This is a genomic window from Gemmobacter nanjingensis (assembly GCF_014652195.1).
Lineage (GTDB): Bacteria > Pseudomonadota > Alphaproteobacteria > Rhodobacterales > Rhodobacteraceae > Gemmobacter > Gemmobacter caeni.
Window position 1 is genome coordinate 35,433 of the sequence record NZ_BMYI01000003.1, and the last position, 24,957, is coordinate 60,389.

General features: G+C 65.0%; 20 protein-coding genes. 10 read left to right on the plus strand and 10 right to left on the minus strand.

Annotated elements, in window-relative coordinates:
* Positions 1-5: 5 nt before the first annotated feature.
* Positions 6-1,019 carry a BMP family protein gene (locus IE126_RS07915; RefSeq protein ID WP_170120542.1) on the minus strand — a complete coding sequence of 338 codons (1,014 nt, stop codon included), beginning with the start codon at positions 1,017-1,019 and terminating at the stop codon, positions 6-8.
* A gap of 383 nt (positions 1,020-1,402) precedes the next feature.
* On the opposite strand from IE126_RS07915, the gene IE126_RS07920 reads away from it, so the two are divergent.
* The 6 genes from IE126_RS07920 to phoB all read left to right on the plus strand — a co-directional run bounded on the left by IE126_RS07920 (position 1,403) and on the right by phoB (position 7,545).
* Positions 1,403-2,437 (plus strand): substrate-binding domain-containing protein, encoded by a 1,035-nt coding sequence (locus IE126_RS07920; RefSeq protein ID WP_054302567.1) that lies wholly within the window; start codon positions 1,403-1,405, stop codon positions 2,435-2,437.
* A 61-nt stretch (positions 2,438-2,498) separates the two neighbouring features.
* Positions 2,499-3,959, plus strand: coding sequence for a phosphate ABC transporter permease subunit PstC (gene pstC, locus IE126_RS07925; protein ID WP_054302568.1), 1,461 nt, complete (start codon positions 2,499-2,501; stop codon positions 3,957-3,959).
* Complete coding sequence (gene pstA, locus IE126_RS07930; protein ID WP_189380658.1) at positions 3,956-5,311, plus strand: phosphate ABC transporter permease PstA; 1,356 nt, start codon at positions 3,956-3,958, stop codon at positions 5,309-5,311. Before pstC ends, pstA begins: the two co-directional genes overlap by 4 nt.
* Before the next feature lie 12 nt (positions 5,312-5,323).
* Positions 5,324-6,121 carry a phosphate ABC transporter ATP-binding protein PstB gene (gene pstB / locus IE126_RS07935; protein WP_189380659.1) on the plus strand — a complete coding sequence of 266 codons (798 nt, stop codon included), beginning with the start codon at positions 5,324-5,326 and terminating at the stop codon, positions 6,119-6,121.
* Between the two features lie 11 nt (positions 6,122-6,132).
* On the plus strand, positions 6,133-6,849 hold the full coding sequence (phoU, locus tag IE126_RS07940; RefSeq protein ID WP_054302571.1) for a phosphate signaling complex protein PhoU: 717 nt from the start codon (positions 6,133-6,135) through the stop codon (positions 6,847-6,849).
* A 3-nt stretch (positions 6,850-6,852) separates the two neighbouring features.
* The gene (gene phoB, locus IE126_RS07945; RefSeq protein ID WP_054302572.1) at positions 6,853-7,545 is read left to right on the plus strand and encodes a phosphate regulon transcriptional regulator PhoB; all 693 of its coding nucleotides are present in this window, start codon (positions 6,853-6,855) and stop codon (positions 7,543-7,545) included.
* 4 nt (positions 7,546-7,549) lie between these two features.
* Here the strand turns inward: phoB and IE126_RS07950 are convergent, their stop codons facing one another.
* Positions 7,550-7,903 carry a DUF6404 family protein gene (locus IE126_RS07950; protein WP_189380660.1) on the minus strand — a complete coding sequence of 118 codons (354 nt, stop codon included), beginning with the start codon at positions 7,901-7,903 and terminating at the stop codon, positions 7,550-7,552.
* 125 nt (positions 7,904-8,028) lie between these two features.
* Here IE126_RS07950 and IE126_RS07955 point away from each other — a divergent pair, with 125 nt between their 5' ends.
* The 3 genes from IE126_RS07955 to IE126_RS07965 all read left to right on the plus strand — a co-directional run bounded on the left by IE126_RS07955 (position 8,029) and on the right by IE126_RS07965 (position 13,055).
* Entirely contained in the window at positions 8,029-8,823 is a 795-nt protein-coding gene (locus tag IE126_RS07955; RefSeq protein WP_189380661.1) for an alpha/beta hydrolase, read from the plus strand.
* 78 nt (positions 8,824-8,901) lie between these two features.
* Positions 8,902-9,864 carry an efflux RND transporter periplasmic adaptor subunit gene (locus tag IE126_RS07960; protein WP_369814590.1) on the plus strand — a complete coding sequence of 321 codons (963 nt, stop codon included), beginning with the start codon at positions 8,902-8,904 and terminating at the stop codon, positions 9,862-9,864.
* Positions 9,861-13,055, plus strand: coding sequence for an efflux RND transporter permease subunit (locus IE126_RS07965; RefSeq protein ID WP_189380662.1), 3,195 nt, complete (start codon positions 9,861-9,863; stop codon positions 13,053-13,055). Before IE126_RS07960 ends, IE126_RS07965 begins: the two co-directional genes overlap by 4 nt.
* Before the next feature lie 51 nt (positions 13,056-13,106).
* Here IE126_RS07965 and IE126_RS07970 read toward each other — a convergent pair whose 3' ends face one another.
* The 5 genes from IE126_RS07970 to IE126_RS07990 form a co-directional block, all read right to left on the minus strand.
* Positions 13,107-16,619, minus strand: a complete 3,513-nt coding sequence (locus tag IE126_RS07970; RefSeq protein ID WP_194678683.1) for a calcium-binding protein — start codon at positions 16,617-16,619, stop codon at positions 13,107-13,109.
* Positions 16,620-16,824: 205 nt separating this feature from the next.
* Positions 16,825-18,129 (minus strand): UDP-glucose dehydrogenase family protein, encoded by a 1,305-nt coding sequence (locus tag IE126_RS07975; protein ID WP_108128507.1) that lies wholly within the window; start codon positions 18,127-18,129, stop codon positions 16,825-16,827.
* Between the two features lie 109 nt (positions 18,130-18,238).
* Positions 18,239-19,099, minus strand: a complete 861-nt coding sequence (locus IE126_RS07980; RefSeq protein WP_054302623.1) for a DMT family transporter — start codon at positions 19,097-19,099, stop codon at positions 18,239-18,241.
* A 103-nt stretch (positions 19,100-19,202) separates the two neighbouring features.
* Positions 19,203-19,805 carry a LysE/ArgO family amino acid transporter gene (locus IE126_RS07985; protein WP_189380664.1) on the minus strand — a complete coding sequence of 201 codons (603 nt, stop codon included), beginning with the start codon at positions 19,803-19,805 and terminating at the stop codon, positions 19,203-19,205.
* Positions 19,798-20,190, minus strand: a complete 393-nt coding sequence (locus IE126_RS07990) for an ACT domain-containing protein (RefSeq protein ID WP_189380665.1) — start codon at positions 20,188-20,190, stop codon at positions 19,798-19,800. The genes IE126_RS07985 and IE126_RS07990 overlap by 8 nt, the downstream gene beginning before the upstream one ends.
* Before the next feature lie 84 nt (positions 20,191-20,274).
* On the opposite strand from IE126_RS07990, the gene IE126_RS07995 reads away from it, so the two are divergent.
* Positions 20,275-21,141, plus strand: a complete 867-nt coding sequence (locus tag IE126_RS07995) for a LysR family transcriptional regulator ArgP (protein WP_189380666.1) — start codon at positions 20,275-20,277, stop codon at positions 21,139-21,141.
* 107 nt (positions 21,142-21,248) lie between these two features.
* On the opposite strand, the gene IE126_RS08000 is transcribed toward IE126_RS07995, so the two are convergent.
* The 3 genes from IE126_RS08000 to IE126_RS08010 form a co-directional block, all read right to left on the minus strand.
* Positions 21,249-21,992: a YebC/PmpR family DNA-binding transcriptional regulator gene (locus tag IE126_RS08000; RefSeq protein ID WP_054302582.1), complete on the minus strand. Its 744-nt coding sequence runs from the start codon at positions 21,990-21,992 to the stop codon at positions 21,249-21,251.
* Positions 21,993-22,078: 86 nt separating this feature from the next.
* Positions 22,079-23,863, minus strand: coding sequence for an SLC13 family permease (locus tag IE126_RS08005; RefSeq protein WP_054302583.1), 1,785 nt, complete (start codon positions 23,861-23,863; stop codon positions 22,079-22,081).
* A gap of 151 nt (positions 23,864-24,014) precedes the next feature.
* Entirely contained in the window at positions 24,015-24,827 is an 813-nt protein-coding gene (locus IE126_RS08010) for a TIGR00282 family metallophosphoesterase (RefSeq protein ID WP_189380667.1), read from the minus strand.
* Positions 24,828-24,957 lie beyond the last annotated feature (130 nt).

The window sequence follows — 24,957 nt, forward strand, 5'->3', positions numbered from 1 at the left end:
ATCGCTCACGACGATTTCGGCTCGTTGTCATCAATGGCCACGGTGAAGGAACCATCCTTGATCGCGGCTTCCTTCTCGGCCACCAGCTTCATCGCGGCCTCGGGCACCTTGCCTTCAAACGTGCCAAGCGGCGCCAGCGAACAGCCGCCCGCCTTCATGAAGCTGTAGACCCCGTAGTTATCGGCCTTGAAACTGCCCGCCCTGATCGCCTCCAGCGCGGCGTTCAGCGTGGGCTCGAAATGCCACAGCGCCGAGGCCACGACGGTCTCCGGGTAATCGGCCTGCGTGTCGATCACGTTACCAATGGCCAGAACCCCTTTCTCTTTCGCCGCGTCCGACACGCCGAACCGTTCGGCATAAAGAAGGTCGGCGCCGCCGTCGATCATCGCAAAGGCGGTTTCCTTCGCCTTGGGCGGATCAAACCATGAGCCGATGAAACTGACCTGGAATTTTGCATCCGGCCGGGTTTCCTTCACCCCCGCCATGAAGGCGTTCATCAGGCGGTTCACCTCGGGGATGGGGAAGCCGCCGACCATGCCGATGCTGCCAGTCTGGGTCATCGCGCCGGCAATGATGCCCGACAGGTAAGAGGCGTCCTGAATATAGTTGTCGAACACGGCAAGGTTCGGCACCGCCTCATCCGGCATGAAGCTGGAGCCGAGGAGGAATTTCACATCCGGGTATTCGGCGCAGACCTCACGCGCCTCGGCCTCGGCGCCGAAGATCTCGCCCACGATCAGATTGACACCGCTTTCGCAATATTCGCGCATGACGCGCGGATAATCCGTGTTCGCCACGTTTTCGGTATAGGTGTAATCCACCCCGCCCGCCGCCTTGGCGGCCTCAGCAGCAATATGGATGCGACTGACCCATTGCTGCTCCACCGGCACCGTATAGATGCCCGCAATCTTGATCGTGTCCTGCGCGAAGGCGAGGCGCGGCAGTGCCAGCCCCATAGCCGCCGCCCCCGCGCCCAGCATCAGGCCGCGCCGGGTGGCACCGAACATTACCTTGGTCATGTGAAACTCCCTGGGTGATTTGTTTTGACCAAACGGTAAAGCCTTGTCGCGATTCGTCACAAGGCCCGTGACCGGCTGAGTCGCCATGCAGCCCGTTCGCTGGCGCCACCACAGCCGTTACCCAAAGAAAATGCACAAATTTTAGGCAGCAGCAGCATCCTTCCCGCCGATCCGGGCGTTTTCTCCGCAGATCCCCCGTGCCGGACCACACAGGGCGCAGCAGGCGACACCCGGGTTTTGCAGCAGAAAGCCCGCGGCACAGGTGCTTTCATAAAACTGTCACACAACTCTTACATAGCAGTCACACGGCTCCGCTACCCCCGGCCTCAAGGACGCGAGCGGCGTCCCGCAAGCGGTCCACGGGACCAACAAGGAGCCAGGACATGACCCTGATGAAACTCACCGCCTCCACCCTCGCCATTGCCGCCGTGTCGGCCACCGCCGCCATGGCCCGCGACAATATCCAGATCGCCGGTTCCTCGACCGTGCTGCCCTATGCCACCATCGTTGCCGAAGCCTTCGGCGAAAACTTCGACTTCCCGACCCCGGTCGTCGAAGGTGGCGGTTCGGGCGCTGGCCGCAAGAAACTGTGCGAAGGCGTGGGCGAAAACACCATCGACATCGCCAACTCCTCGTCGCGCATCAAGCAGTCGGACATCGACCTCTGCAAGACCAACGGCGTCGACGAAATCATGGAAGTCCGCATCGGCTATGACGGCATCGTCTTCGCCAGCGACATTGCGGGCCCGGACTTCGCCTTCACCCCGACCGACTGGTACAACGCGCTGGCCGCCGAAGTCGTGAAGGATGGCAAGCTGGTCCCGAACACCGCGAAAACCTGGGCTGACGTGAACGCCAGCTTCCCGGCGCAGGACATTCTGGCCTTCATCCCCGGCACCAAGCACGGCACCCGTGAAGTGTTTGACGTGAAGGTTCTGGAAGCAGGCTGCAAGGCTTCGGGCGCCGAAGAGGCCCTCGTGGCCGCCAAGGGCGAAGAGGACGGCAAGAAAGCCTGCCTCGCGCTGCGCACCGATGGTCTGTCGGTCGACATCGACGGCGACTACACCGAAACGCTGGCCCGCATCGCCGCCAACAAGAACGCCATCGGCGTGTTCGGCCTGTCGTTCTACCAGAACAACACCGACAAGCTGAAAGTGGCGACGATGGATGGCGTGGTTCCCTCGACCGAAACCATCGCCTCGGGCGACTACCCGGTGTCGCGTCCGCTGTTCTTCTATGTGAAGAAAGCCCATATCGGCGTGATCCCCGGCCTGAAGGAATATCTGGAGTTCTTCGTGTCGGACGACATGGCTGGCCCGGAAGGCCCGCTGGCAGCTTACGGCCTCGTGTCGGACCCGGAACTGGCGAAAACCCAGGAAGCGGTGGCCAACGAAACCCCGATGGGTCCGCTGAACTGATCTGACCCCAGGGGTGGCGCCGCTCCCGCGCCACCCCTTTCTCTTGCCAGGCGAAAGCGACATGAGCATCGGCCTTATTACCCTCATCGTACTGGGCCTCGCGGTCCTCGGGTTCATCCTCGGGCGGCAGCGGGCCCTTTCCGCCGTCGGAGGAGACCCTCGCACGCTGCATTCGCTGCCCGGCTATTATGGCTGGTCGGTTTTTCTGTTTACTGCGGTGCCCGCGCTTCTGCTGCTGGTCACCTGGGCCTTTGTGCAGCCCACCGCCCTGAATTCCCACGTCGCCGGGATGATCCCCGCGGCGGATGTGGCAAGCTATGGCAGCACGCAACTGGTGATGGCCGATGTCCGGCGCATCGCTGACGGGTTGGACGCGGTCGCGCGCAACGCGGGGCTGGACGAAACGGGCCTTGCCGCCCTGCGCGCCGATCTGACCGATATGCGCGGTCGTCTGGCAGAGGTTGGCGTGGCACTGGGCTCCAACGTAGCACCTTCGGTGCTGGAAGCAGCCAAGGAATACCGCAGCCTGTCGGGCACCCTGCGCCTTGGCATGGCCCTGGCCGTGCTGCTGGCGGCCCTTGCGGGGCTGGGCTTCGCGCTGTGGCGCATCGACCCGCGCCAGCGCGCCCGTAATCTGGTGGAACAGTTCACGCTGGTGCTGCTGGCGGGCTGTTCGCTGATCGCGGTTGCCACCACCTTCGGCATCGTGGCCTCGCTGGTTGTCGAAAGCGTTCATTTCTTCAAACTTTACGACTTCCGTGATTTCTTCTTCTCGCTGACCTGGAGCCCGCGCTTCGGTGGCGGGTCCGAGCTTGGGCTCTGGCCGCTGGTCTGGGGCACGCTCTACGTCTCGTTCATCGCGCTGCTGGTTTCGGTTCCGGTGGGGCTGATGGCCGCCATCTACCTGTCGGAATATGCCGGCAAGAAGGTGCGCGCCTTCGCCAAACCCGCCATCGAGATCCTCGCCGGCATTCCGACCATCGTCTACGGCCTGTTCGCCCTGATCACCGTCGGCCCCTTCCTGCGCGACTGGTTCGCACAGCCGATGGGGCTTGGTTCGTCCTCGTCCTCGGTGATGACGGCGGGTCTGGTCATGGGCATCATGCTGATCCCCTTCGTCTCGTCCCTGTCGGACGACATCATCAACGCCGTACCGCAGTCGATGCGGGATGGCTCGTTCGGCCTTGGCGCCACCAGATCGGAAACGGTGAAACAGGTGATCCTGCCCGCCGCCCTGCCCGGCATCGTCGGCGCCATTCTGCTGGCCGCCAGCCGCGCCATCGGGGAAACCATGATCGTGGTCATGGGTGCCGGGGCCGCCGCCAAGCTGGACGTGAACCCCTTCGAGGCGATGACCACCGTGACGGTGAAGATCGTGAGCCAGCTGACAGGCGATACCGAATTCGCCAGCCCTGAAACGCTGGTGGCCTTCGCCCTTGGCCTGACCTTGTTCTGCTTCACCCTCGCGCTCAACGTTGTCGCGCTGGTGATCGTGCGGAAATACCGGGAGCAATACGAATGACCGACGCAACGTCGCAAACCGGCCGGTCCGGCGCACAGCCGCGCAAGTCGCTGCATGTGACCGACGCCCGCACCCGCCGCCGCAATGCCGCCGAAGCGCGCTTCCGCTTCTACGGCGCGGCCGCCATCGCGGTGTCGATCCTCGCGCTGGTCATCCTGCTGACCTCGGTGCTGGGCAACGGCCTTGGCGCCTTCCGCCAGACCTTCATCACCATGCCGGTCGCTCTGGATGCCAAGGTGCTGGACAAATCCGGCACCGGCGACATCGAGGTGATGAAGAAGGTCACCACCATCGGCTATGCCAAGGTGATCGAAAAAGCCCTGGCCACCGCGCTGGCCGAAAAGGGCATTGCCACCGACGGGCTGACGGCCAAGCAGATTTCCGGCCTGCTGTCGCAGGAGGCCGCCGCCAACCTGCGCAATCAGGTGCTGGCCGATCCCGCGCTGGTCGGACAGACGGTAGATGTGAAACTGCTGGCGAATGGCCGCGTGGACGGGTTCTTCAAGGGCCGCGTCACCATGGACAGCGCCAAACTGGACAGCAACATTTCGCCCGAGCAGCTTGAACTGGCGCTGAAGATGCGCGAGGCCGGGCTGATGAGCCTGTCCTTCAACCCCGGCTTCCTGTTCGGCGGCGATGCCTCCGAACTGCGCCCCGAGGCGGCGGGGCTTGGCGTCGCGATCCTCGGCTCGGCCTACATGATGCTGATCGTGCTGGTGCTGGCCCTGCCCATCGGCGTTGCCGCCTCGATCTATCTTGAGGAATTTGCACCGAAGAACAAATGGACCGACCTGATCGAGGTGAACATCTCGAACCTTGCCGCGGTGCCGTCGATCGTCTTCGGTATCCTGGGTCTCGCCATCTTCATCAACTTCATGGGCCTGCCGCAATCGGCACCCATTGTCGGCGGCCTGGTGCTGACGCTGATGACGCTGCCGACCATCATCATCGCCACCCGCGCGGCACTGAAGGCGGTGCCGCCCTCGATCCGCGATGCGGCGCTGGGGGTCGGGGCCTCTAAGATGCAGGCGATCACCCACCACGTCCTGCCGCTGGCCATGCCCGGCATCCTGACCGGCACCATCATCGGTCTGGCGCAGGCGCTGGGGGAAACCGCGCCGCTGCTGCTGATCGGCATGGTTGCCTTCGTGCGCGAATTCCCGGATGCGCCGCCGGAAGGTTTCTTCGATCCGGCTTCCGCCCTGCCCGTGCAGGTCTACAACTTCACCCAGCGCGCCGATCCGGCCTTCGTGGAACGCGCCTCCGGCGCCATCATCGTGCTGCTGGTTTTCCTTCTTCTGATGAACGCGGTCGCCATCCTGCTGCGCCGCCGTTTCGAACGCCGCTGGTAAGGGGCTGAACAAATGAACGATATGCGTATTGCCGACAGAACTGTGTCCTCCGACACCGCCAAGATGACCGCGCGGGGCGTGCAGGTCTTTTATGGCGAGAACCACGCGCTGAAGGATGTCGACATCGACATCCTCGGCGGCACCGTCACCGCCTTCATCGGCCCCTCGGGCTGCGGCAAGTCAACCTTCCTGCGCTGTCTGAACCGGATGAACGACACCGTGTCCATCGCCCGCGTGCTGGGCGAGATCAAGCTGGACGGCGAGGATATCTACGACAAATCCGTCGATCCGGTCACCCTGCGCGCCCGCGTCGGCATGGTGTTCCAGAAGCCGAACCCCTTCCCCAAGTCGATCTATGACAACGTGGCCTATGGACCCAAGATCCACGGACTGACCAAATCCAAGGCCGAGCTGGATCAGGTGGTGGAAACATCGCTGAAGAAGGCGGCACTGTGGAACGAGGTGAAGGACCGCCTGCATGCCCCCGGCACCGGCCTCTCCGGCGGCCAGCAACAGCGCCTGTGCATCGCGCGCGCCATCGCCACCTCGCCCGAGGTGCTCTTGATGGATGAACCCTGTTCCGCGCTGGACCCCATCGCCACTGCCCAGGTCGAGGAGCTGATCGACGAACTGCGCAGCCAGTTCTCGGTCGTCATCGTCACCCACTCGATGCAGCAGGCCGCCCGTGTCAGCCAGCGCACGGCCTTCTTCCACCTCGGACATCTGGTGGAATACGGCGAGACGGGCCAGATCTTCACCAACCCGCAAGACCCGCGGACCGAATCCTACATCACCGGCCGGATCGGCTGACGGAGCGCGCCATGAACACCGAAAAACATATCGTTTCGTCCTTCGACCGTGATCTTGAAGGCGTGCAGGCCATGGTCATGAAGATGGGCGGGCTGGTGGAAGCCGCGATGCTGGACGCGGCCGAAGCGCTGGACACCCGCGACATCGAACTGGCCGCCCGCGTGCGCCGGGGCGACAAAGTGATCGACGAACTGGAAGAGCGTATCCACGAGGAATGCGCGCGGCTGATCGCCCTGCGCTCGCCCACCGCATCGGACCTGCGCACCGTGCTGACGGTCATGCGCATCGCGGCCAACCTCGAACGCTGCGGCGACTATGCCAAGAACCTCGCCAAGCGCGTGCCGGTGCTGAATGAAATGGCCATCGTCGCCGGGGCGACCGGCTCGATCCGGCGGATGACCAGGACCGTGGTTCTGCTGCTGAAGGATGCGCTGGACGCCTATATCATGCGTGACGCCCATATGGCGCAGGATGTGCGGCTGCGCGATCAGGAAGTGGACCAGATGTACAATGCCATCTTCCGCGAGTTCCTGACACATATGCTGGAAGACACCCGCAACATCACGGCCTGCATGCACCTGCATTTCATCGCCAAGAACATCGAGCGTGTGGGCGACCATGCCACCGGCATCGCGGAACAGGTGATCTATCTGGTGACCGGCGCAATGCCCGATGACGAGCGTCCCAAGGACAGCGCGATCCCCGCCATCGGAACCGAGGCAGGCTGAGCCATGGCAGGACAGGATCAGCCCGCCGTTCTTCTGGTCGAGGACGAACCCGCGCAGCGCGAGGTTCTGGCCTATAACCTTGAAGCAGAAGGCTTTCGCGTGGTGCAGGCCGCCGATGGCGAAGAGGCGATGATGCTGGTGGACGAGGCGCAGCCCGACATCATCATCCTCGACTGGATGATGCCCAACCTTTCGGGGATCGAGGTCTGCCGCCGTCTGAAGATCCGACCGGAAACCCGGTCGATCCCGATCATCCTGCTTTCGGCCCGCGCCGAAGAGGTGGATCGCGTGCGCGGGCTGGAAACCGGTGCCGACGATTACGTCATCAAACCCTATTCGGTGCTGGAGCTGATGGCGCGGGCACGGGCGCAGCTGCGCCGCGTCCGCCCCTCCACCGCCGGGGTGGTGCTGGAATATGATGACATCCGGCTGGACCCTGAAACCCACCGGGTCTATCGCGGCGAGAAGGTGCTGAAGCTCGGCCCGACCGAGTTCCGCCTCCTGACCACCTTCATGGAAAAGCCCGGCCGGGTCTGGAGCCGCGAGGCCCTGCTGGACCGGGTCTGGGGCCGCGACATCTATGTCGATACCCGGACGGTGGACGTCCATATCGGGCGGCTGCGCAAGTCGCTGTGCCAGTTCGGCGGCGACGATCCGCTGCGCACGGTGCGCGGCGCGGGCTACGCGCTGGGATAGGCGGTCAGAGGTCTTCCCAGCGGCTCAGCTCCTTGCGGCCGCGGGTGAAGGCGGCAAACCCGGCCATCGCGCTGCCGAACAACAGCGCGCCGGCCAGCACGGCCGCCAGTTGCACACCCGACGCCATGCCGCGCGGCCCCCAGTTGGTGAAATGCATCCACAGGCTCCAAAGCACGCCGTAAGGCAGGCCGGTAACCAGCATGTTCTGCCAGAAGGTCGCGTAAAGCGGCGGGCGCATCGGCCAGCCCAGCTTCTGCGCCAGATGCCACACCAAGGGCAACACCCGGCGGCGCGGGATGCCCGCGCGTTCTGCTTCGGCCAGCGCGGCCGCCAGCTTGCGGCTATAATCGTCCGCCATGATCGCTCCGTTTCAGGTGCTGGTACCCTGCGCTGATCCGCGCGTCCCGGCAAGTCCTCCCAGAAAAGGCTTGGCGCGGCACGGCTTTACCGGCACAGAGGAGGGGACAGGCAGAGGAACGAACCATGACCGATCCAGACCGCGCCTATGCGAATGGGGCCTTCATTGCAGGGGCAGATGCCTTCCCGCCCCGGTGGGAGGCTGCCGCCAGCAACTTCCGCGCGGCACTGGGCGCGCGTGCGGAATGTGGCCTGACCTATGGCCCTGCCCCGCGCCAGCAGTTCGACCTGTTCCTGCCCGAGACCGCACCGCGCGGCATTCTGGTCTTTGTCCATGGTGGCTACTGGATGGCTTTTGGCCGCGAAAGCTGGTCGCATCTGGCGGCGGGTGCGCTGGCTCGCGGCTGGGCCTGCGCCATGCCCTCTTACACGCTCGCCCCCGAGGCGCGGATTTCCACAATGACGCAAGAGGTGGCCAGCGCCTGCTCTGCCATCGCCGCGCGACTGCCCGGCCTGCCGATGGTGGTGACCGGCCATTCCGCCGGCGGGCATCTGTCAGCCCGCATGGGCTGCGCCGACATTGCTCTGCCCGGGCTTGTGCGCGTCGTGCCAATCTCGCCCCTGGCTGATCTTGCGCCGCTGCTGGCGACCACGATGAACCAAACCCTGCATCTGGATGCGGCAGAGGCGCAGGCCGAAAGCCCGGCCTTCCTGCCCCGTCGTGCCGGGGTCGGGGCGCATGTCTGGGTCGGGGCGCAGGAACGCCCTGCCTTCCTGTGGCAGGCACGCGTTCTGTCGGAGGAATGGAATTGTCCCTGGACGGCCGATCCGGGCCGCCACCACTTTGACGTGATCGACGCGCTGGCCGATCCCGCCTCTGCGCTTTGCGCGGCCTGCATGGACGAGGTTCCGGCCCGCTAAATTTCGGCACAAGGCAGTTGTAATCGGAGCCGGCTTATTATATTCATTTTTATGAATGTGAAATCCGAGGCTCCAATGCTGCTGCGCTCTTTCCTGCTCGCCACGCTTCTGGCCAGCCCCCTCGCCGCCACCGCCCAACCGCTTGTCCCGGTTGAGGTCACCGAATGGAAACCCGTCTATGGCCGGATCGAGGCCAAGGACCGCCTGCCCGCCCGCGCCCGCATCGGTGGCACGCTGGTCGAACTGACCGTGACCGAGGGCGATCTGGTCGAGGCCGGTCAGCCGCTGGGCCGCATCGTCGATGACAAGCTGAACTTCCAGCTTGCCGCCGTGCAGGCGCAGATCGAGGCGCTGAACGCCCAGCTTTCCAACGCCCAAACCGAATTGCAGCGCGGCGAGGATCTGCTGAAGCGCGGTGTCACCACCGCGCAACGGCTGGATGCGCTGCGTACGCAGGTCGATGTGGTGAAGGGCCAGATTGATGCGCAGACAGCGCAGGCCCGCGTGCTGCAACAACAGCAGGCCGAAGGCACCGTAACCGCCCCGGTGGCGGGGCGCGTGCTGTCGGTGCCGCAGGCGGCGGGGGCCGTGGTCATGCCGGGCGAGGCAGTGGCCACCATCGGCGGCGGCGGGTTCTTCCTGCGCATCGCCGTGCCAGAGCGCCATGCAGCACATCTCGAACAGGGCGCCGCCATCACCATCGAAACACCCGCAGGCGAATCGCAGGGCACGCTGGCCCGCATCTATCCGCTGATCGAGAATGGCCGTGTGGTGGCCGATGTCGAGGTCGCGGGCCTGCCGGACAGCTTTGTCGACGCCCGTGTCGTGGTGCGCCTGCCGGTGGGCAAGCGCATGGCGCTTCTGGTGCCTGCCGATGCCATCGCCACCAGATCGGGCCTTGATTTCGTGACGGTGAAAACCGCCGAAGGCACCGAGGACCGCACGGTCGTTCCCGGCCAGCATCACCGGATCGACGGCACCGAGATGATCGAGATTCTCTCGGGCCTGCATGAGGGCGACGAGATCGGAGCCGCGGAATGAGCCAGAAACTCGGGATTGCCGGGGGCCTCACGCGGGCCTTCATCGGCTCGGCGCTGACGCCGCTGTTCATCCTTGCCGCGTTGGCGGTGGGGCTTGTCGCGCTCATCTCGCTGCCGCGCGAGGAAGAGCCACAGATTTCGGTGCCGATGATCGACATTCTGGTCACCGCGCAGGGCCTGAAGGCCGAGGACGGGGTGAAGCTGGTCACCGAACCGCTGGAAACCATCGTAAAGGGCATCAACGGGGTCGAACACGTCTATTCGCAGACCCGCGACGATGGCGCCATGGTGACGGCGCGGTTCCTGACCGGCACGCCGTCGGATTCCGCCATCCTGCGCGTGCATGAAAAGCTGCGCGCCAACATGGATCGCATCCCGGTCGGCATCCCCGAACCGCTGGTGGTGGGGCGCGGCATTGATGATGTGGCCATCGTGTCGCTGACGCTCTCGCCCAAACCGGGCGCCGATATGACCCCCGCCGACCTGACCCGCATCGCGCGCGAACTGCGCTCCGAGGTCGCCAAGACCGAGGACGTGGGCCTGACCTACCTTGTGGGCGAGGCGACCGAGGCCATCCGTATCGCCCCCGATCCCGAACGGCTTGCGCTGTATGGCGTGACGCTGCAACAGCTTGTCGGCAAGGTGCAGCAGGCGAACCGGGCCATGAACACCGGCAAGCTGCGCGATCAGGGGAAGGAGATCGACCTTGTGGCGGGCGAGACCCTCACCGCCCCCGCCGAGGTGGCGAACCTGCTGCTGACCACGCGCGACGGCCGCCCGGTCTATGTGGCCGATGTGGCGGATGTGGCTTATGTGCCCGATACCGGCGACACGCTGGTCAGCCATATCACCCGCAACGCCGACGGCAGCCTGAACCGCGCGCCCGCCGTAACGCTGGCGGTGGCGAAACGCGCTGGCGCCAATGCCGTGGTGGTGGCCGAGGCGATCCTGCATCGCGTCGAAAGCCTTGAAGGCCGCCTGATCCCCGAGGATATGCAGGTCACCGTCACCCGCGACTATGGCGAAACGGCCAATGAAAAGGCCAACGAACTGCTGTTCCACCTTGGCCTTGCCACCCTCTCGATCATCGGGCTGGTGCTGCTGGCAATCGGCTGGCGCGAAAGCATCGTGGTGGCCATCGTCATTCCGGTGACGATCCTGCTCACGCTGTTTGCCGCATGGATCATGGGCTACACGCTGAACCGCGTCAGCCTTTTCGCGCTGATCTTCTCCATCGGTATCCTTGTCGATGACGCCATCGTGGTGATTGAAAACATCGCCCGCCACTGGGGCATGGGGGATGGTCGCTCGCGCCCGCAAGCCGCCATCGACGCGGTGGCCGAGGTGGGTAACCCCACCATCGTCGCCACGCTGACCGTGGTCGCGGCGCTGCTGCCCATGCTGTTCGTCAGCGGGCTGATGGGGCCCTATATGTCGCCCATCCCGGCCAATGCCTCGGCCGCGATGATCTTTTCCTTCTTCGTCGCCGTCATCATAACCCCCTGGCTGATGGTCAGGATCGCCGGCAAGGCGCCGGTGCAGGGCCATGACGCAGGTAGCCACGGCACCCCCGGCGGCAGACTGGGCGCGGCTTTCGCCCGTGTGGCGCGGCCTCTGCTCAAGACCAAGGCGCGCAGCCTGACCTTCCTGCTGGTCACCGCAGCGCTGTCCTTCGGCTCGCTCGCACTCCTTTACACCAAGGATGTGACGGTGAAACTGCTGCCCTTCGACAACAAATCGGAGCTGTCGGTCACCATCGACCTGCCGGAAGGCAGCAGCCACGAGGCCACCGACCGCGTGGCACAGGATGTGGCGCGCGTGGTCATGGGACTGCCCGAGGTGATTTCGGTCGAGACCCATGCCGGGACGGCGGCCCCCTTCAACTTCAACGGTCTGGTGCGCCACGCCTATGTGCGCAATTCGCCGGAACTGGGCGAGGTGCAGATCCTGCTCGCGCCCAAGGGTGACCGCGACCGCACCAGCCATGACATCGCACTGGACATCCGCCAGAAGCTCGCCGGTATCGACATGCCCGCGGGCACGGTGCTGAAAACGGTGGAACCGCCGCCCGGCCCGCCGGTCATGGCGACCCTGCTGGCCGAGGTCTATGGCCCGACGCCGGAAATCCGCCGCGAAGCCGCCGCGAAGATCCGCGCCGCCTTTGAACAGGTGCCCTATATCGTCGATGTCGACGACAGCTATGGCACCGCCGCGCGGCGGCTGCGGGCCACGATCTCGACCGATGATCTGGAGTTCTTCTCGGTGCAGGAAAGCGATGTCTTCGACACGCTGGCACTGCTGAATGCCGGGCAAACCGTGGGTTATTCGCATCGCGGCGAGGGGCGGCAGGCGCTGCCCATCGTGATCGCGCGCGACAAATCCGACCGGGTGCTGGACGAACGCTTTCTGTCCACGCCCATCCCCGCCAACACCCTGCCCGGTGCGCGGGGGGTGGTGGAACTGGGTGATGTGGTCCGCATCCGCGAGGAACAGGCCAGCTTCCCGCTCTTCCGCCACAATGGCCGCGCCGCCGAGATGGTGACGGCAGAACTCGCCGGGGATTACGAGGCGCCGCTTTACGGCATGCTCGCCGTCGCCGATGCGGTGGAGAACATGGACTGGCCCGAGGGCATGAAGCCCGAGATCAGCCTTCATGGCCAACCCGAGGATGAGAGCCACGTCACCCTGCTGTGGGATGGCGAGTGGGAGGTCACCTTCGTCACCTTCCGCGACATGGGGGCTGCCTTCGCGGTGGCGCTGCTGGGCATCTATATCCTCGTCGTGGCGCAGTTCGGCAGCTTCCGCCTGCCGCTGGTGATCCTGACGCCGATCCCGCTGACCTTCCTTGGCATCATGGCGGGGCATCTGATCTTCCACGCACCATTCAGCGCGACCTCGATGATCGGCTTCATCGCCCTTGCCGGGATCATCGTGCGCAACTCGATCCTGCTGGTAGATTTCATCCGCCACGGACCCAGTGATGTGGGGCCGGTGGAGTTGCTGATCCAGGCGGGCGCCATCCGGTTCAAGCCGATCCTGCTGACCGCCATCGCGGCGATGATCGGGGCGGTGGTGATCCTTGCGGACCCGATCTTTCAGGGTCTTGCCATCTCGCTGCTGTTCGGACTGCTAAGTTCGACCCTGCTGACGGTTCTGGTAATCCCGGCGATCTATCGCGTCTTCAAAACCTGACCGTCGCGACAACGTCAATTGGGGGGCAGTTCCGCCCCCCTTTTTTACGGCTCAGATCACCTCGATCCAGTTGCGCAGCGCCGACAACGTGCTGATCCCCTCAATGTGAAGATTACCCGCATGGCCGAAATCCAGCTCGACCGCTGATCCAAGATCATGGCCCCAGCGCGCCACGATCTGCCCCGCAGTCTTGCCCCGGATCATGCTCAGTGCACTATCGTCCAGCCACAGCCGGTCCCCCTCGCGCCCGTCGAAATCGCGGATACTGTCCTTACCGCCACTGAAGACAAAGCGGTCGGCGCCCGAGCCGCCGATCAGAATGTCATTTCCCGCGCCGCCCTCCAGCGTATCGCGCCCGCCACCGCCGATCAGCAGATCATCGCCCCCGCCACCAATCAGCCAGTTCGCAGCCCCGTTCCCGCTCAGCCGGTCATCGCCAGCGCCGCCACGCACCCCTTCGATCTGGTGCAGCAGATCCATCCCCTCCGCCGTGGCCTGCGGTCTGACCAGTGACAGGTTCACCGTCACATCGCGGCGGGTGTTAAATACTGCCCAGTCAAAACCCTTGCCACCGATGAGCGTATCATTCCCGGCCCCGCCGGTCAGTGTATCCGCCCCCTTGCCACCATTCAGCAGGTCATCGCCCGCCCCTCCGCTCAGCCGGTCCTCCCCTGCGGCACCGTAAAGCAGGTTGTCCCCTGCATTGCCGGTCAGCCTGTCCGCGCCACCGCCACCGCGCAGCCCTTCGATACCAGACAGACGGTCGATGCCATGGCCCGCGATATCCTGCGCGCCCTTCTGCGCAAGCGAGACCTGCACCCCGCGCGTGCCGGCATAGACCGCCACATCCACTCCGGCGCCGCCTTGCAGCCGGTCATTGCCGGGGCCACCGATCAGCACATCATCGCCCGCACCGCCACGCAGGCGGTCATTGCCCGCGCGCCCCGCCAGCGTATCCTGCCCCGCCATGCCGTCGAGCCGGTTCGCCGCCGCATCCCCCGACAGCCGGTCCCCGGCCGAACCGCCCCGCACGCCCTCGACCCCGGACAAAAGATCGCGTCCCTGCCCGGTTTCCTGCGCCCCCCGGATGGCAAGATCAACTTTCACCGGGACAGCCCCGGCAAAGAACGCCCAGTCGAACCCGGCGCCGCCGATCAGCGTATCATTGCCCGCATCGCCGGACAGCTTGTCATTGCCACCCCGCCCGTCGATCAGGTCATCGCCACCATCGCCCGAAATCCGGTTCGCCCTGCCATCGCCACGCAGCCGGTCGTCGCGCCAGCCCCCTCTCAGGTTCTCGATGCCCTCCAGCCAGTCGCGGCCGCGACCGCCGGTGTTCTGCCAGCCGGTAAGGGCCAGATCGATCCGTACCTGCGCCCGCCCGGCATAGACGGCCCAGTCCTGCCCCTTGCCGCCGAACAGCCGGTCGTCGCCATCATTCCCGATCAGCGTGTCAGCCCCGGAACCGCCCATGAGCCAGTCATTGCCGTCACCGCCATCCAGCAGATCGGCCCCACCCCCGCCGGTCAGGGCGTTTGCCCCGTCGTTCCCCGTGATCACATCGGCGCGGCGACCGCCTTTGACATCCTCGATCCCGCGCAGCACATCGCCCAGCGCCGCACCGGCATTCACGCCTGCCAGCGCCAGATGGATCACAACCGGCTGTCGCGCGCCCTGATAGCTGACGCAATCGCGGCCTGGGCCTCCCACCAGCGTATCGGCACCCTGACCACCCTTCAGCGTATCGGCACCCGCCCCGCCGTCCAGCAGGTCATCACCACCGCCACCGGCCAGCCGGTCATCGCCATCGCCGCCGCCCAGCCGGTTGGCCCGGTCGTTGCCCCGCAAGGTATCGGCAAAGCGGCTGCCCGCCAGATCCTCGATCCCGTCATAGCGATCCCCCTGCGCCGCGCCGCCACCGCGCCCCGTGCCCAGATCGGCCAGAACCGCCCGGGACATCGTGTCGTAATCCACCAGATCGCGGCCATTGCCACCGACCAGCAGGTCCCCCCCGCCCGAGCCCTCCAGCGTGTCGTCCCCCGATCCCCCCGTCAGCGTTTCCGCGCTGGCAGCGCCGGACAGCCGCCGCCCGGCGACCACCGCAGGCGCCACCACATGCCAGAGACCGAAGATATCAGACGAGGCAAAGGTCGCCGGGTCGATATTGCGCCCATCCGCGCTGTAGACATACAGCGCCTCGTCTCCCCAGCGGATGACGAGACAGCCGGTGCGCCCCTTCATCGGCAGCACCTCGACCGAATAGATCCGGCCCCAGCCGGAAAGGTCCAGCCGGTCCACGCCCGGCGTGAAATCGCGGATGACATCGGTCTCACCATCCGCCGCCAGCACAAATACATCGGCACCCGGCCCGCCCCACATCTCGTCCGCGCCCTTGCCGTCCATCAGAATGTCATCCCCGGCGCCCCCCGAGAGCGTGTCATCCCCCGCCATGCCGGCGATCAGATCGTTGGTATCTCCGCCCGCCAGGGACTCTGCGCGCGATGACCCGATGATTTCGGGTGCCAGCACACCAGGATCGACGCTGATGCGATGCAATCCCCGGCCTTCACCCGCAATGACCAACTCGATCCGCCCGTCGGTCACTACAGCCGTGATGGCCGTCACATTATCCAGCGCCAGCCGGTCGTCCTTCAGCACCACACCCGCATGAACAAGCCGCCCGTCCGGCATCAGGACAAAAGCCGAAATCCCTTCGTCTCCGCCCCCCGCGAACAGGAAGACCCGGTCGCCCACCACCGCCGTGGCGATGGCCTGCACGGACTGGAACCGGGTATCCAGCGTGTCGATGACATGATCGGTCAGAACCGCCACTCCGTCGGCATCGACCCTGATGACCGAAATCGAGGAGGAGCCGGCTCCTGCCACGAAAAGCCATTGCCGCCCCCCCGCCTCGGCCACTGCCAGCGCCGACGGGTCGGAAATTCCCATCCCTGCCGAAGCGCCGACAGTGCTGGTGGCCTTGAGCGTGCCCGCAGCCGTGACCTGCCAGACCGTCAGCCCGTCAGAGAGACTGGACAGCGAGACAAGGAAGGTCTTGCCGACGCTGCGCAGCACCTCCAGCGCCGCCACCTCGACCGTCTGATCCTCCGCCGCCAGCGCCACCGCGTCGCGCAGCACCATGCGGCCCGCCCCGTCCAGTGACCAAAGCTGCAACTGCCCCGAACTCTGCCCGGCGATTGCCGCGAAGGTCTGGCCATTGCGGCTGAAGAAGGCCTGCGCGCTTTGTATCCCGTCGGGACCATCCTTCAGACCCAGCCAGCGGTCGATGCCGCCTGCCTTGTCCAGCCAATAGGCGCCCGGCCGCGTGCCCCAGCCGCCTGTCCAGACAAGGATCGGCCCGTCGTCGAGGTTCACCTGCGACAGTTTTGGCGGTGCCGACATCCAGACGCCGGTGGCCAGACCCTGCTGGTCGATCAACCGCAACCCTGCACCGCTGTCCGTCAGCTCCAGCGCGAGGATGCCTCCCCCCGCGCGGGTCGTCGTATATACATAGGCAACGCCATCCACGAGGCGCGTGCATATGTCGGTAATGCCCGCAATCATTTGCGAAGCCGCGGCCCGGAACGAGCCGATGACCCTGAACCCCAGCACCTCTTCCCCACACACCACATGTCACACCCAAGGTCAGGATGCGGGCAAGGTGCTGAGCTGGGGCTTAACGAAGCATGGCAGGGCCGGGCAGCCCGGCGGCATTAGCGAGGCGGTTGGGCCGGAGTTAATTCAAATGAAAGGAATTGGGCGGGCGCGATCAGCGCCCCACACCGACATAGGTTTCAAACCCGGCGGCCAGAACCTCGTCCCGGTCATAGACATTGCGCAGGTCACAGAGGCGCGGGCGCTCCATCTTGCGGGCCAGCTTGCCCATGTCCAGCGCGCGGAACTCGTTCCATTCGGTCAGAAGCACGATCAGATCGGCCCCCTGCGCAGCCCCATAGGGGCTTTCGACCCATTTGACGCCTGGCAGCAGCGCCTCGCCCTCGCGCCGCCCCTCGGGGTCGACCACGCGAACCTTTGCCCCCGCCCCGACCAGCGCCGGAATGATCGTCAGCGAGGGCGCATCGCGCATGTCATCGGTGTTCGGCTTGAAGGTGACGCCCAGAACAGTGATCACCTTGTCGCGCAGCTGACCGTCGCAAAGATCTTCGATCTTCTCGATCATGCGGTGCTTGATTTCCTCGTTCACGCGGATGACCGTTTCGGTGATCTGCATCGGCACGGCATGATCCTGCCCGATCCGCGCCAGCGCCTTGGTATCCTTGGGGAAACAGCTTCCACCATAGCCCGGCCCGGCATGCAGGAATTTGGCACCAATCCGGCCATCCATCCCGATACCCTTGCTGACCGCCTTCACATCGGCCCCCACCCGCTCGCACAGGCGGGCAATTTCATTGATGAAGGTGATCTTGGTCGCCAGAAAGGCGTTGGCGGCGTATTTGATCATCTCGGCGGATTCGAGATTGGTATAGACCACCGGGAAATCACGCAGGCTCAGCGGGCGATAGATGTCAGCCATCACCTTGCGGGCGCGTTCGGTTTCCACCCCAACCACCACCCGGTCAGGGCGCATGAAATCGTCGATGGCCGCGCCTTCGCGCAGAAATTCGGGGTTCGAAGCCACGTCGAATTCCTTGCCGCCCGCCGTTTTCGCCACCGCCTCGGCGACCTTGCGATTGGTGCCCACCGGTACGGTGGATTTGGTGACGATGACGGTATAGCCATCCATCGCCGCGCCAATCTCCTCGGCCGCCGCCATCACATAGCGCAGATCGGCATGACCGTCGCCGCGCCGCGTCGGTGTGCCCACCGCGATGAACACCGCATCCGCCCCGGCCACCGCCGCCGCCAGATCCAGCGTGAAGGACAGGCGACCCGCAGCAACGTTTTTGGCCATGAGCTGATCAAGACCCGGCTCGAAAATCGGCACCTCACCTGCGCGCAGTTTTTCGACCTTGGCCGGGTCCTTGTCGACGCAAATCACGTCATGCCCGAAATCCGAGAAACATACGCCGGAAACCAGCCCGACATAGCCCGTCCCAATCATCGCAATCTTCATCTGCACGCCTGCTCTTGCGGCCTTCACCGGCCGGTTCCACTGTGCCTCACAGCAAGTTCCGGTCTAGCGTGCGGCAACGGGCGGTGTCAAAGCCCGTGCCACCGAAGGGTCAGCTTTTCGTGGCCAGAACCGAAGGCGTGATGCTGCGACGGTTCAGCATGGCCTCGCGCCATGTGATGTAACTAACCGCTGCGATGATGACGCCACCGCCCGCCAGAACCCAGATATCGACCGTTTCGTGAAACACGACATAGCCCAGCAGCGTCGCCCACAGGAGTTGCAGAAAGGTTACCGGCTGTGTCACCGTCAGCGGCGCCACCGCGAAGGCGCGCGTCATGCAGTAATGCCCCGAGGTTGCAAAGGCCGCGACCCCGGCAAGTGCCACCAGTTGCACGGGCGTTACCGGCACCCAGACCGCCAGCGCGAAGGGCGCAAGCCCCAGCGTGACCATCAGGCTCATCATCGCCACCACTGCCCCGGCGGAAGCCATACCGCTCAGCCGTTTCGCCACCAGATAAGACCCGGCAAAGCCGAAGGCCGCCGCCACCTGTGCCAGATGGCCGTCCGTCACCTCGCGCATCCCCGGTCTCAGGATGACCAGCGCGCCAAGGATCGCCACGCAGACCGCAAGGATGCGGCGCATCGCCAGTTTCTCGCCCAGAAACACCGCCGCGCCCACGGTGACCAGCACCGGGTTGAGATAGCCGATCGCCGTCACCTCGGCCACCGGCAGCCGCGCCATCGCGTAGAACCAGCAGATCACCGCCACGGTATGCACGGCCCCCCGCAGTGCGAACAGCCGCATCGCGCCGGGGGCAAAACCGCCCCGCAGCACCGGGCCCAGCGTCGGCAGCAGGAACATCACCCCGAAGGCAAAGCGCAGGAAGGCGCCCTGCGCCGCTGGCAGATCGGTGCCAAGCCAGCGCACCAGCCCGGTAACCCCGACGAAGCTGAGCCCTGAGGCCAGCATCCACATCACACCCTCGACGGGTTTCATCTCGCGCGTCCGATCCATGGTTCGACCCAACCCCAAGGGCAGGGCCGCCGCAAGGACGGCTTTGTCACCGCTACAATCATCCCAGCGCCAGCGCCGCCGCCAGCGCCCACATGATGCAGCCAACCGCCGCCTCCAGCACCACCCAGGCGGCGGGCCGGGCAAAGACCGGCGCCAGCAGGCGCGCGCCATAGCCAAGCGCGGCAAAGAAGCTCAGCGAGGCCGCCGCCGCCGCGATCCCGAACGCAAGCCCGTGCGGCGCATATTGCGCCGAGACCGAGCCGATGAAGACCAGCGTATCCAGATAGACATGCGGATTGGCCCAGGTGAACATCAGGCACATGGTGACAACCCGGCGTAGCGGCACCGGCTCGCTTCCCTTCGGCACCAGTGCCTCGCCTCCCTTCAGCGCAGCGCGGAACCGCAAGGCGCCATAGACCAGCAGGAACCCAACCCCAAGCCAGCGCATCGCCGCGGCAAACCACGGCAACGCCGCCGCGATAGCCCCGAACCCCGCAACCCCGCCCGAGATCAGCAGCGCATCCGAGGCGGCACAGATCACCACTACCACGCCCACATGCTCGCGCCTCAGCCCCTGCCGCAGCACGAAGGCATTCTGCGCCCCGATGGCCGCGATCAGGCTCAGCGAGACCAGATAGCCCGCAACCACCGCCTCAAGCATGGCTCAGCCCTCGCAGCACCGCCATCGCCTTTTCAGCATCCTTTGCTGGCAGGAAGATGTGGTCGTGATGAAATCCCGCCACCATATTGGCGCTGATCCCGGCCTCGGCCAGCGCCCCCGAAACCGCCGCCGTCAGTCCCACCGCCTCCAGCGCCGAATGCACGGTCAGGGTGATGCGCGCCATTGGCCCTTCCGCCGCGAACCCCGCCGCGCGCAGCGCCACCATGGGGGCGATGACGGTCAGCCCCCCGGCCTCGCGCACCAGGGCGAACCAGTCCAGCCCCTCGGGCAATGGACCTGACACCACCGCATAGCCCCAGTCTTGCCCCTCCGGCTTCGGCGCCATTTCCGCCAGAAGCCGCGCCAGATCGGTTTCGCCTGCCATATGATCCTCCGTTTCCGGCTTGACTTAACGGCGCGGCATGGGCGCAATCCAGTTAATCTTTCTGTGTCTGATGAAGTTCTGCTAATGCTCGACTATCCCAATCTCGCGGCCCTTGCTGCCGTCCACCGACGGGGCGCCTTCGATCTGGCCGCCGCTCAGCTGGGCATCACACCCTCTGCCGTTTCGCAACGGGTCAAGGCGCTGGAGGATCGCATCGGCAGCCTGCTGATCCGCCGGGGCCAGCCCTGCATCGCCACTGAAACCGGCCTGCGCCTGATCCGCCACTTCGATGAGGTGATGCTGCTCGAAGCCGCGCTACCCCTGCCCGACCCGCAACCCGCCACGCTGCGGATCGCGGTCAATGCCGACAGCCTCGCCACCTGGGTTATCCCGGCGCTGGCCGCAGTTGAAGGAATGCTGTTCGACATCGTGATCGACGATCAGGACGTCAGCCAGGACTGGCTGCGCACGGGTGAGGTGGCGGGCGCCATCACCTCGCACCCCGGCCCGCTTCAGGGCTGTGATACGCTGCCGCTTGGCATCCTGCGTTACACCGCCGCTGCCAGCCCCGGTTACATCGCACGCCATCTGCCCGCGGGCCCGACACGGCCCGCCATGGCGCGTGCCCCCGGCATGACATTTTCTGACAAGGACCGCCTGCAATCCCTTTGGTTACGGCAAAATCTTGGCAGCGAAATTGCCTTTCCCACACATCGCATCGCTTCGTCGCAGGGTTTTGTCGATGGCGCGCTGGCGGGCCTTGGCTGGGGGATGCTGCCCCTTCTGCAAGCCGCGCCGCATCTGGCCACGGGCCGGCTGCGGGAGCTGATCCCAGACACGCCGCTCGATACCCCGCTGCACTGGCAGTTCGCCCGCCGCACCGCACCTGCGCTTGCCCCGCTCAGCCGCGCGCTGCAACAGGCAGCCCGTCAGGCGCTGATCACAGCCTGACCCAATTGCTTCTTGCAAAAATACTCAGATTCCAACCCCGCCATCCGGCACGCCATAAGAAAAGGGCCCCCGCATCACTGCGAGGGCCCTCTGTTTCCACCACCCGTTCAGGCCAGTTGCGCCGCCACATCCTCGGGCACGTCGAAATTGTGGGTGACGGTCTGCACGTCGTCATCCTCTTCCAGCAGGTCGATCAGACGCATCAGCTTTTGCGCAGTTTCCAGATCGACCTCGGTCAGCGACTGCGGCTTCCAGATCAGCTTCGACTCCGTCGATTCCCCCAGCGCCTTTTCCAGCGCATCCGAAACTTCGGACAGGCTCTCGACCGAGCAATAGATCCAGTGGCCCTCGTCATCCGATTCCACATCGTCGGCCCCGGCGTCCAGCGCCGCCATCATCACGTCATCGGCGGATCCGGCCGAAGCGGGATAGGAAATCTCGCCCACACGGTCAAAGCTGTGCGAAACCGAGCCGGTCTGCCCCAGATTGCCGCCGCATTTGGTGAAATAGCTGCGCACGTTCGAAGCGGTGCGGTTCAGGTTATCGGTCATCGCCTCGACGATGATCGCGATTCCGTTGACGCCGTACCCCTCATACCGGATCTCGGTATAGCTTTCGGCATCGCCGCCGATCGACTTCTTGATGGCACGTTCAATCACGTCCTTCGGCATCGAAACGGCCTTGGCCGCCTTCACCGCCAGACGCAGACGCGGGTTCTTGTCGGGATCGGGATCACCCATCTTGGCGGCGACGGTGATTTCCTTCGCCAGTTTCGAAAACATCTTCGAGCGCAGCTTGTCCTGCTTGCCCTTGCGATGCTGGATGTTCGCCCATTTCGAATGGCCTGCCATGGCCTCTTCTCCCGGTCCCGTATGTATGATGCGCCCCTCTACACCACAGCGGGGGACTGCGGCAACCCCCCGCCCGGCGGCGCGGATCAGGGGAACAGCGGCCAGATCAGCGGGATCAGCGCCGAACAGAGCAGCCAGGTGATGATGTTCAGCGGAATCCCGATCCGGGTGAAATCGGTGAATTTGTAGCCGCCGGGGCCATAGACCATCATGTTGGTCTGGTAACCGATGGGCGTCGCGAAGGCGAGCGTGGCCGAGAACATGACCGCCACCGCGAAGGGCCGCGGATCGGCACCCAGCTGGCGGGCGAGTTCGATGGCAATGGGCGTATACAGCACCGCCACCGCATTGTTCGACAGGAACTCGGTCAGCACCACGCCCAGCAGATAGACCACCATGATCATGGCAAAGGGCGGCAACTCACGCATGAACGGTTCGACATGCGTCACGATCAGCGCGACCGCCCCAGATTCCTCCAGCCCCTGCCCCACAGCGATCATCGCGAAGATCATCGCCAGAAGACGGCCATCAACAAACCCCAGTGCCTCGTCACTGTCGACACAACGGGTCACGAGGATGATCGTCACGGCAAACAGGCCCAGCACATAGATCGGCGCGAAATCCATCGCGGAAAGGATGACCACCGCTGCCAGCGCACCGATGGCGATGGGCGCCTTGCCCCGGCGATAGGCACGCTGCTTGGGCTTCGACACATCGACCATGTCCATGTCATCGGCAAGCCGCTTGATGTCCTCGGCACTGCCTTCCAGCAGCAGCGTGTCGCCCACCTGCACCACCAGTTCATCCAGCTGGCGCCCGATGTTCTGGCTCTTGCGATGCGCCGCCAGCACATAGACACCATAGCGCCGCCGCAACCGCATCTCGCCCAGTGATCGGCCGATCATGCGGCAGCCCGGCGTGATCAGAACCTCCACCGTCTCGGTCTGCACCGAGGACAGCTTGTCGACGATGCGCATGTCCGTGCGGTTCTGCATGTCCAGCAGTTCAGACATCTCGGTGCGCAACACCACCCGGTCCCCGGCATCCAGCACCACCGCTGCCAGATCGCGGCGCAGCGACAGGTCGCCCCGCAGCACGTCGATCACCCGGACACCTGCCCGCTTGAACTGCTGCACCTCCAGCACCGGCGTGCCGATCAGCACCGAATCCTCGGGGATCGCCACTTCGGTGAAGTATTTCATGCGCTTGCGTTCACCCAGCATCGAGGCCATCGACTGCCGGTCCGGCAGCAGCCGCCGGGCGAAAACCGCCTGATAAAGCCCGCCCACGATCACGACGGCAATCCCCAGCGGCGCAATCTCGAACAGGCCGAAATGCGGCATGCCCGCGCTATGTACCACGCCATCGACCAGAAGATTGGTCGAGGTGCCGATCAGCGAGATCATCCCCCCCATCACCGTCATATGGCTCAGCGGGATCAACATCTTTGACGGGGAGGAACCAATGCGCCCGGCGATCTGGATGACCACCGGAATCATCACCGCCACCAGCGGCGTATTGTTCATGAAGGCCGAGGCAATAGCGATGAAGCCGTAAAGCACGAAGATCGTCATCTTCGGCCGGCTGCCGACATGCGCTTCGGCATAACCGATCAGCATTTCCACCGATCCGGTGCGCACCAGCCCGCCCATCACCATGAACATCAGCGCGATGGTCCAGGGGGCGTTGTTCGACAGAACACCCAGCGCTTCCTTGTAGGGAAGGATGCCCAGCAGGATCATCACCGCTGCGCCGGCGATTGCCGTCACCTCGACCGGAAAGACCTCTTTCACGAACAGGACGAACATCACCAGCAGGATGCCGATGGAAACGAAAGCCTGACTGTCCTGCGCAAGTTCGATGCCGAACATGGATGTCTCCGCTATACTCGACTGACTTGGTAGATAATTATTCTCCATCTGGCAAAGGAAAGTTTTGCCAGATCCTGTCAAACAGCCGAAAAAGGAAAACTCTCTCTCGCCAGCCCGCGTCGCGAAATCCTGTCCGGTCCGCGCGCCGGGATCAGGGCCGCGCCTCCTGCAAACGGCCCCCGATGCGGATCATCCGCACCGACAGCGCCTTGCCGCTGCGGTCATCGGTTTCGACCAGCACACCCGACAGCGTGGCCGGGCCGTTGGCCGGGCTGAAACGGTCCTTCGGCATGCCGGTCACGAAGCGCCGCATCGGCTCCAGCTTCTCCATGCCGATGACCGAATTGTAATCGCCGCACATGCCCGCATCGGTCAGATAGGCGGTGCCACCGCTCAGAATCTGCGCGTCGCCGGTGGGCACATGGGTATGGGTGCCGACAACAAGGCTCGCCCGTCCGTCACACCAGTGGCCCATCGCCATTTTCTCGCTGGTGGCCTCGCAATGCACATCGACAACGATCGCCTGCGCCAGGCCGCCCAGCGGATGCGCCTTCAGCACCGTGTCGATGGCGGAAAACGGGTCGTCGAAGGGCCGCTTCATGAAAACCTGCCCCAGAACCTGCGCCACCAGCACCTTGCGCCCGCGCGCATCCGAAAACAGCCGCGCGCCCTTGCCCGGTGCCAGTTTGGCGAAATTGATTGGCCGCAGGATGCGGTTTTCCTGCTCTATGAAGGGCAGCATGTCCTTCTGGTCAAAGGCATGGTCACCCAGCGTCAGACAATCCGCCCCCGCCGCCAGCAGAGCCTTCGCATGCTCTGCCGTCAGCCCCATGCCCGACGAGGCATTTTCGCCGTTCACCACGACGAAATCGAGCCCCCATTCAGCGCGCAGGCCCGGCAACCGCTCCACGATCGCCGCACGCCCCGCGCGCCCCATCACATCGCCAAGAAACAGGATCTTCATGGGAAATCCCTAGGCCCGCATCGGCGTTCGCGCAAGGCTCCTGCCCTGCTTCTTGTGAAAATACTCCGGGGTCCGGGGCAGCGCCCCGGTCCGCAGGTCAGATCTGGCGCGACCGCCCGAACCGGGGGCC

Excerpts from the sequence above, each read along its gene's own strand:
- IE126_RS07975 (WP_108128507.1), bottom strand. The coding sequence starts at position 18,129 with ATGAAGATTGCGATGATTGGGACGGGCTATGTCGGGCTGGTTTCCGGC.
- IE126_RS07995 (WP_189380666.1), top strand. The coding sequence starts at position 20,275 with ATGCTCGACTATCCCAATCTCGCGGCCCTTGCTGCCGTCCACCGACGG.
- IE126_RS07970 (WP_194678683.1), bottom strand. The coding sequence starts at position 16,619 with ATGATTGCGGGCATTACCGACATATGCACGCGCCTCGTGGATGGCGTT.
- IE126_RS08010 (WP_189380667.1), bottom strand. The coding sequence starts at position 24,827 with ATGAAGATCCTGTTTCTTGGCGATGTGATGGGGCGCGCGGGGCGTGCG.
- IE126_RS07950 (WP_189380660.1), bottom strand. The coding sequence starts at position 7,903 with ATGGCGGACGATTATAGCCGCAAGCTGGCGGCCGCGCTGGCCGAAGCA.
- phoU (WP_054302571.1), top strand. The coding sequence starts at position 6,133 with ATGAACACCGAAAAACATATCGTTTCGTCCTTCGACCGTGATCTTGAA.
- pstA (WP_189380658.1), top strand. The coding sequence starts at position 3,956 with ATGACCGACGCAACGTCGCAAACCGGCCGGTCCGGCGCACAGCCGCGC.
- phoB (WP_054302572.1), top strand. The coding sequence starts at position 6,853 with ATGGCAGGACAGGATCAGCCCGCCGTTCTTCTGGTCGAGGACGAACCC.
- IE126_RS07980 (WP_054302623.1), bottom strand. The coding sequence starts at position 19,099 with ATGCTGGCCTCAGGGCTCAGCTTCGTCGGGGTTACCGGGCTGGTGCGC.
- pstC (WP_054302568.1), top strand. The coding sequence starts at position 2,499 with ATGAGCATCGGCCTTATTACCCTCATCGTACTGGGCCTCGCGGTCCTC.
- IE126_RS08000 (WP_054302582.1), bottom strand. The coding sequence starts at position 21,992 with ATGGCAGGCCATTCGAAATGGGCGAACATCCAGCATCGCAAGGGCAAG.
- IE126_RS07915 (WP_170120542.1), bottom strand. The coding sequence starts at position 1,019 with ATGACCAAGGTAATGTTCGGTGCCACCCGGCGCGGCCTGATGCTGGGC.
- IE126_RS08005 (WP_054302583.1), bottom strand. The coding sequence starts at position 23,863 with ATGTTCGGCATCGAACTTGCGCAGGACAGTCAGGCTTTCGTTTCCATC.
- IE126_RS07985 (WP_189380664.1), bottom strand. The coding sequence starts at position 19,805 with ATGCTTGAGGCGGTGGTTGCGGGCTATCTGGTCTCGCTGAGCCTGATC.
- IE126_RS07920 (WP_054302567.1), top strand. The coding sequence starts at position 1,403 with ATGACCCTGATGAAACTCACCGCCTCCACCCTCGCCATTGCCGCCGTG.
- IE126_RS07990 (WP_189380665.1), bottom strand. The coding sequence starts at position 20,190 with ATGGCAGGCGAAACCGATCTGGCGCGGCTTCTGGCGGAAATGGCGCCG.
- pstB (WP_189380659.1), top strand. The coding sequence starts at position 5,324 with ATGAACGATATGCGTATTGCCGACAGAACTGTGTCCTCCGACACCGCC.
- IE126_RS07965 (WP_189380662.1), top strand. The coding sequence starts at position 9,861 with ATGAGCCAGAAACTCGGGATTGCCGGGGGCCTCACGCGGGCCTTCATC.
- IE126_RS07955 (WP_189380661.1), top strand. The coding sequence starts at position 8,029 with ATGACCGATCCAGACCGCGCCTATGCGAATGGGGCCTTCATTGCAGGG.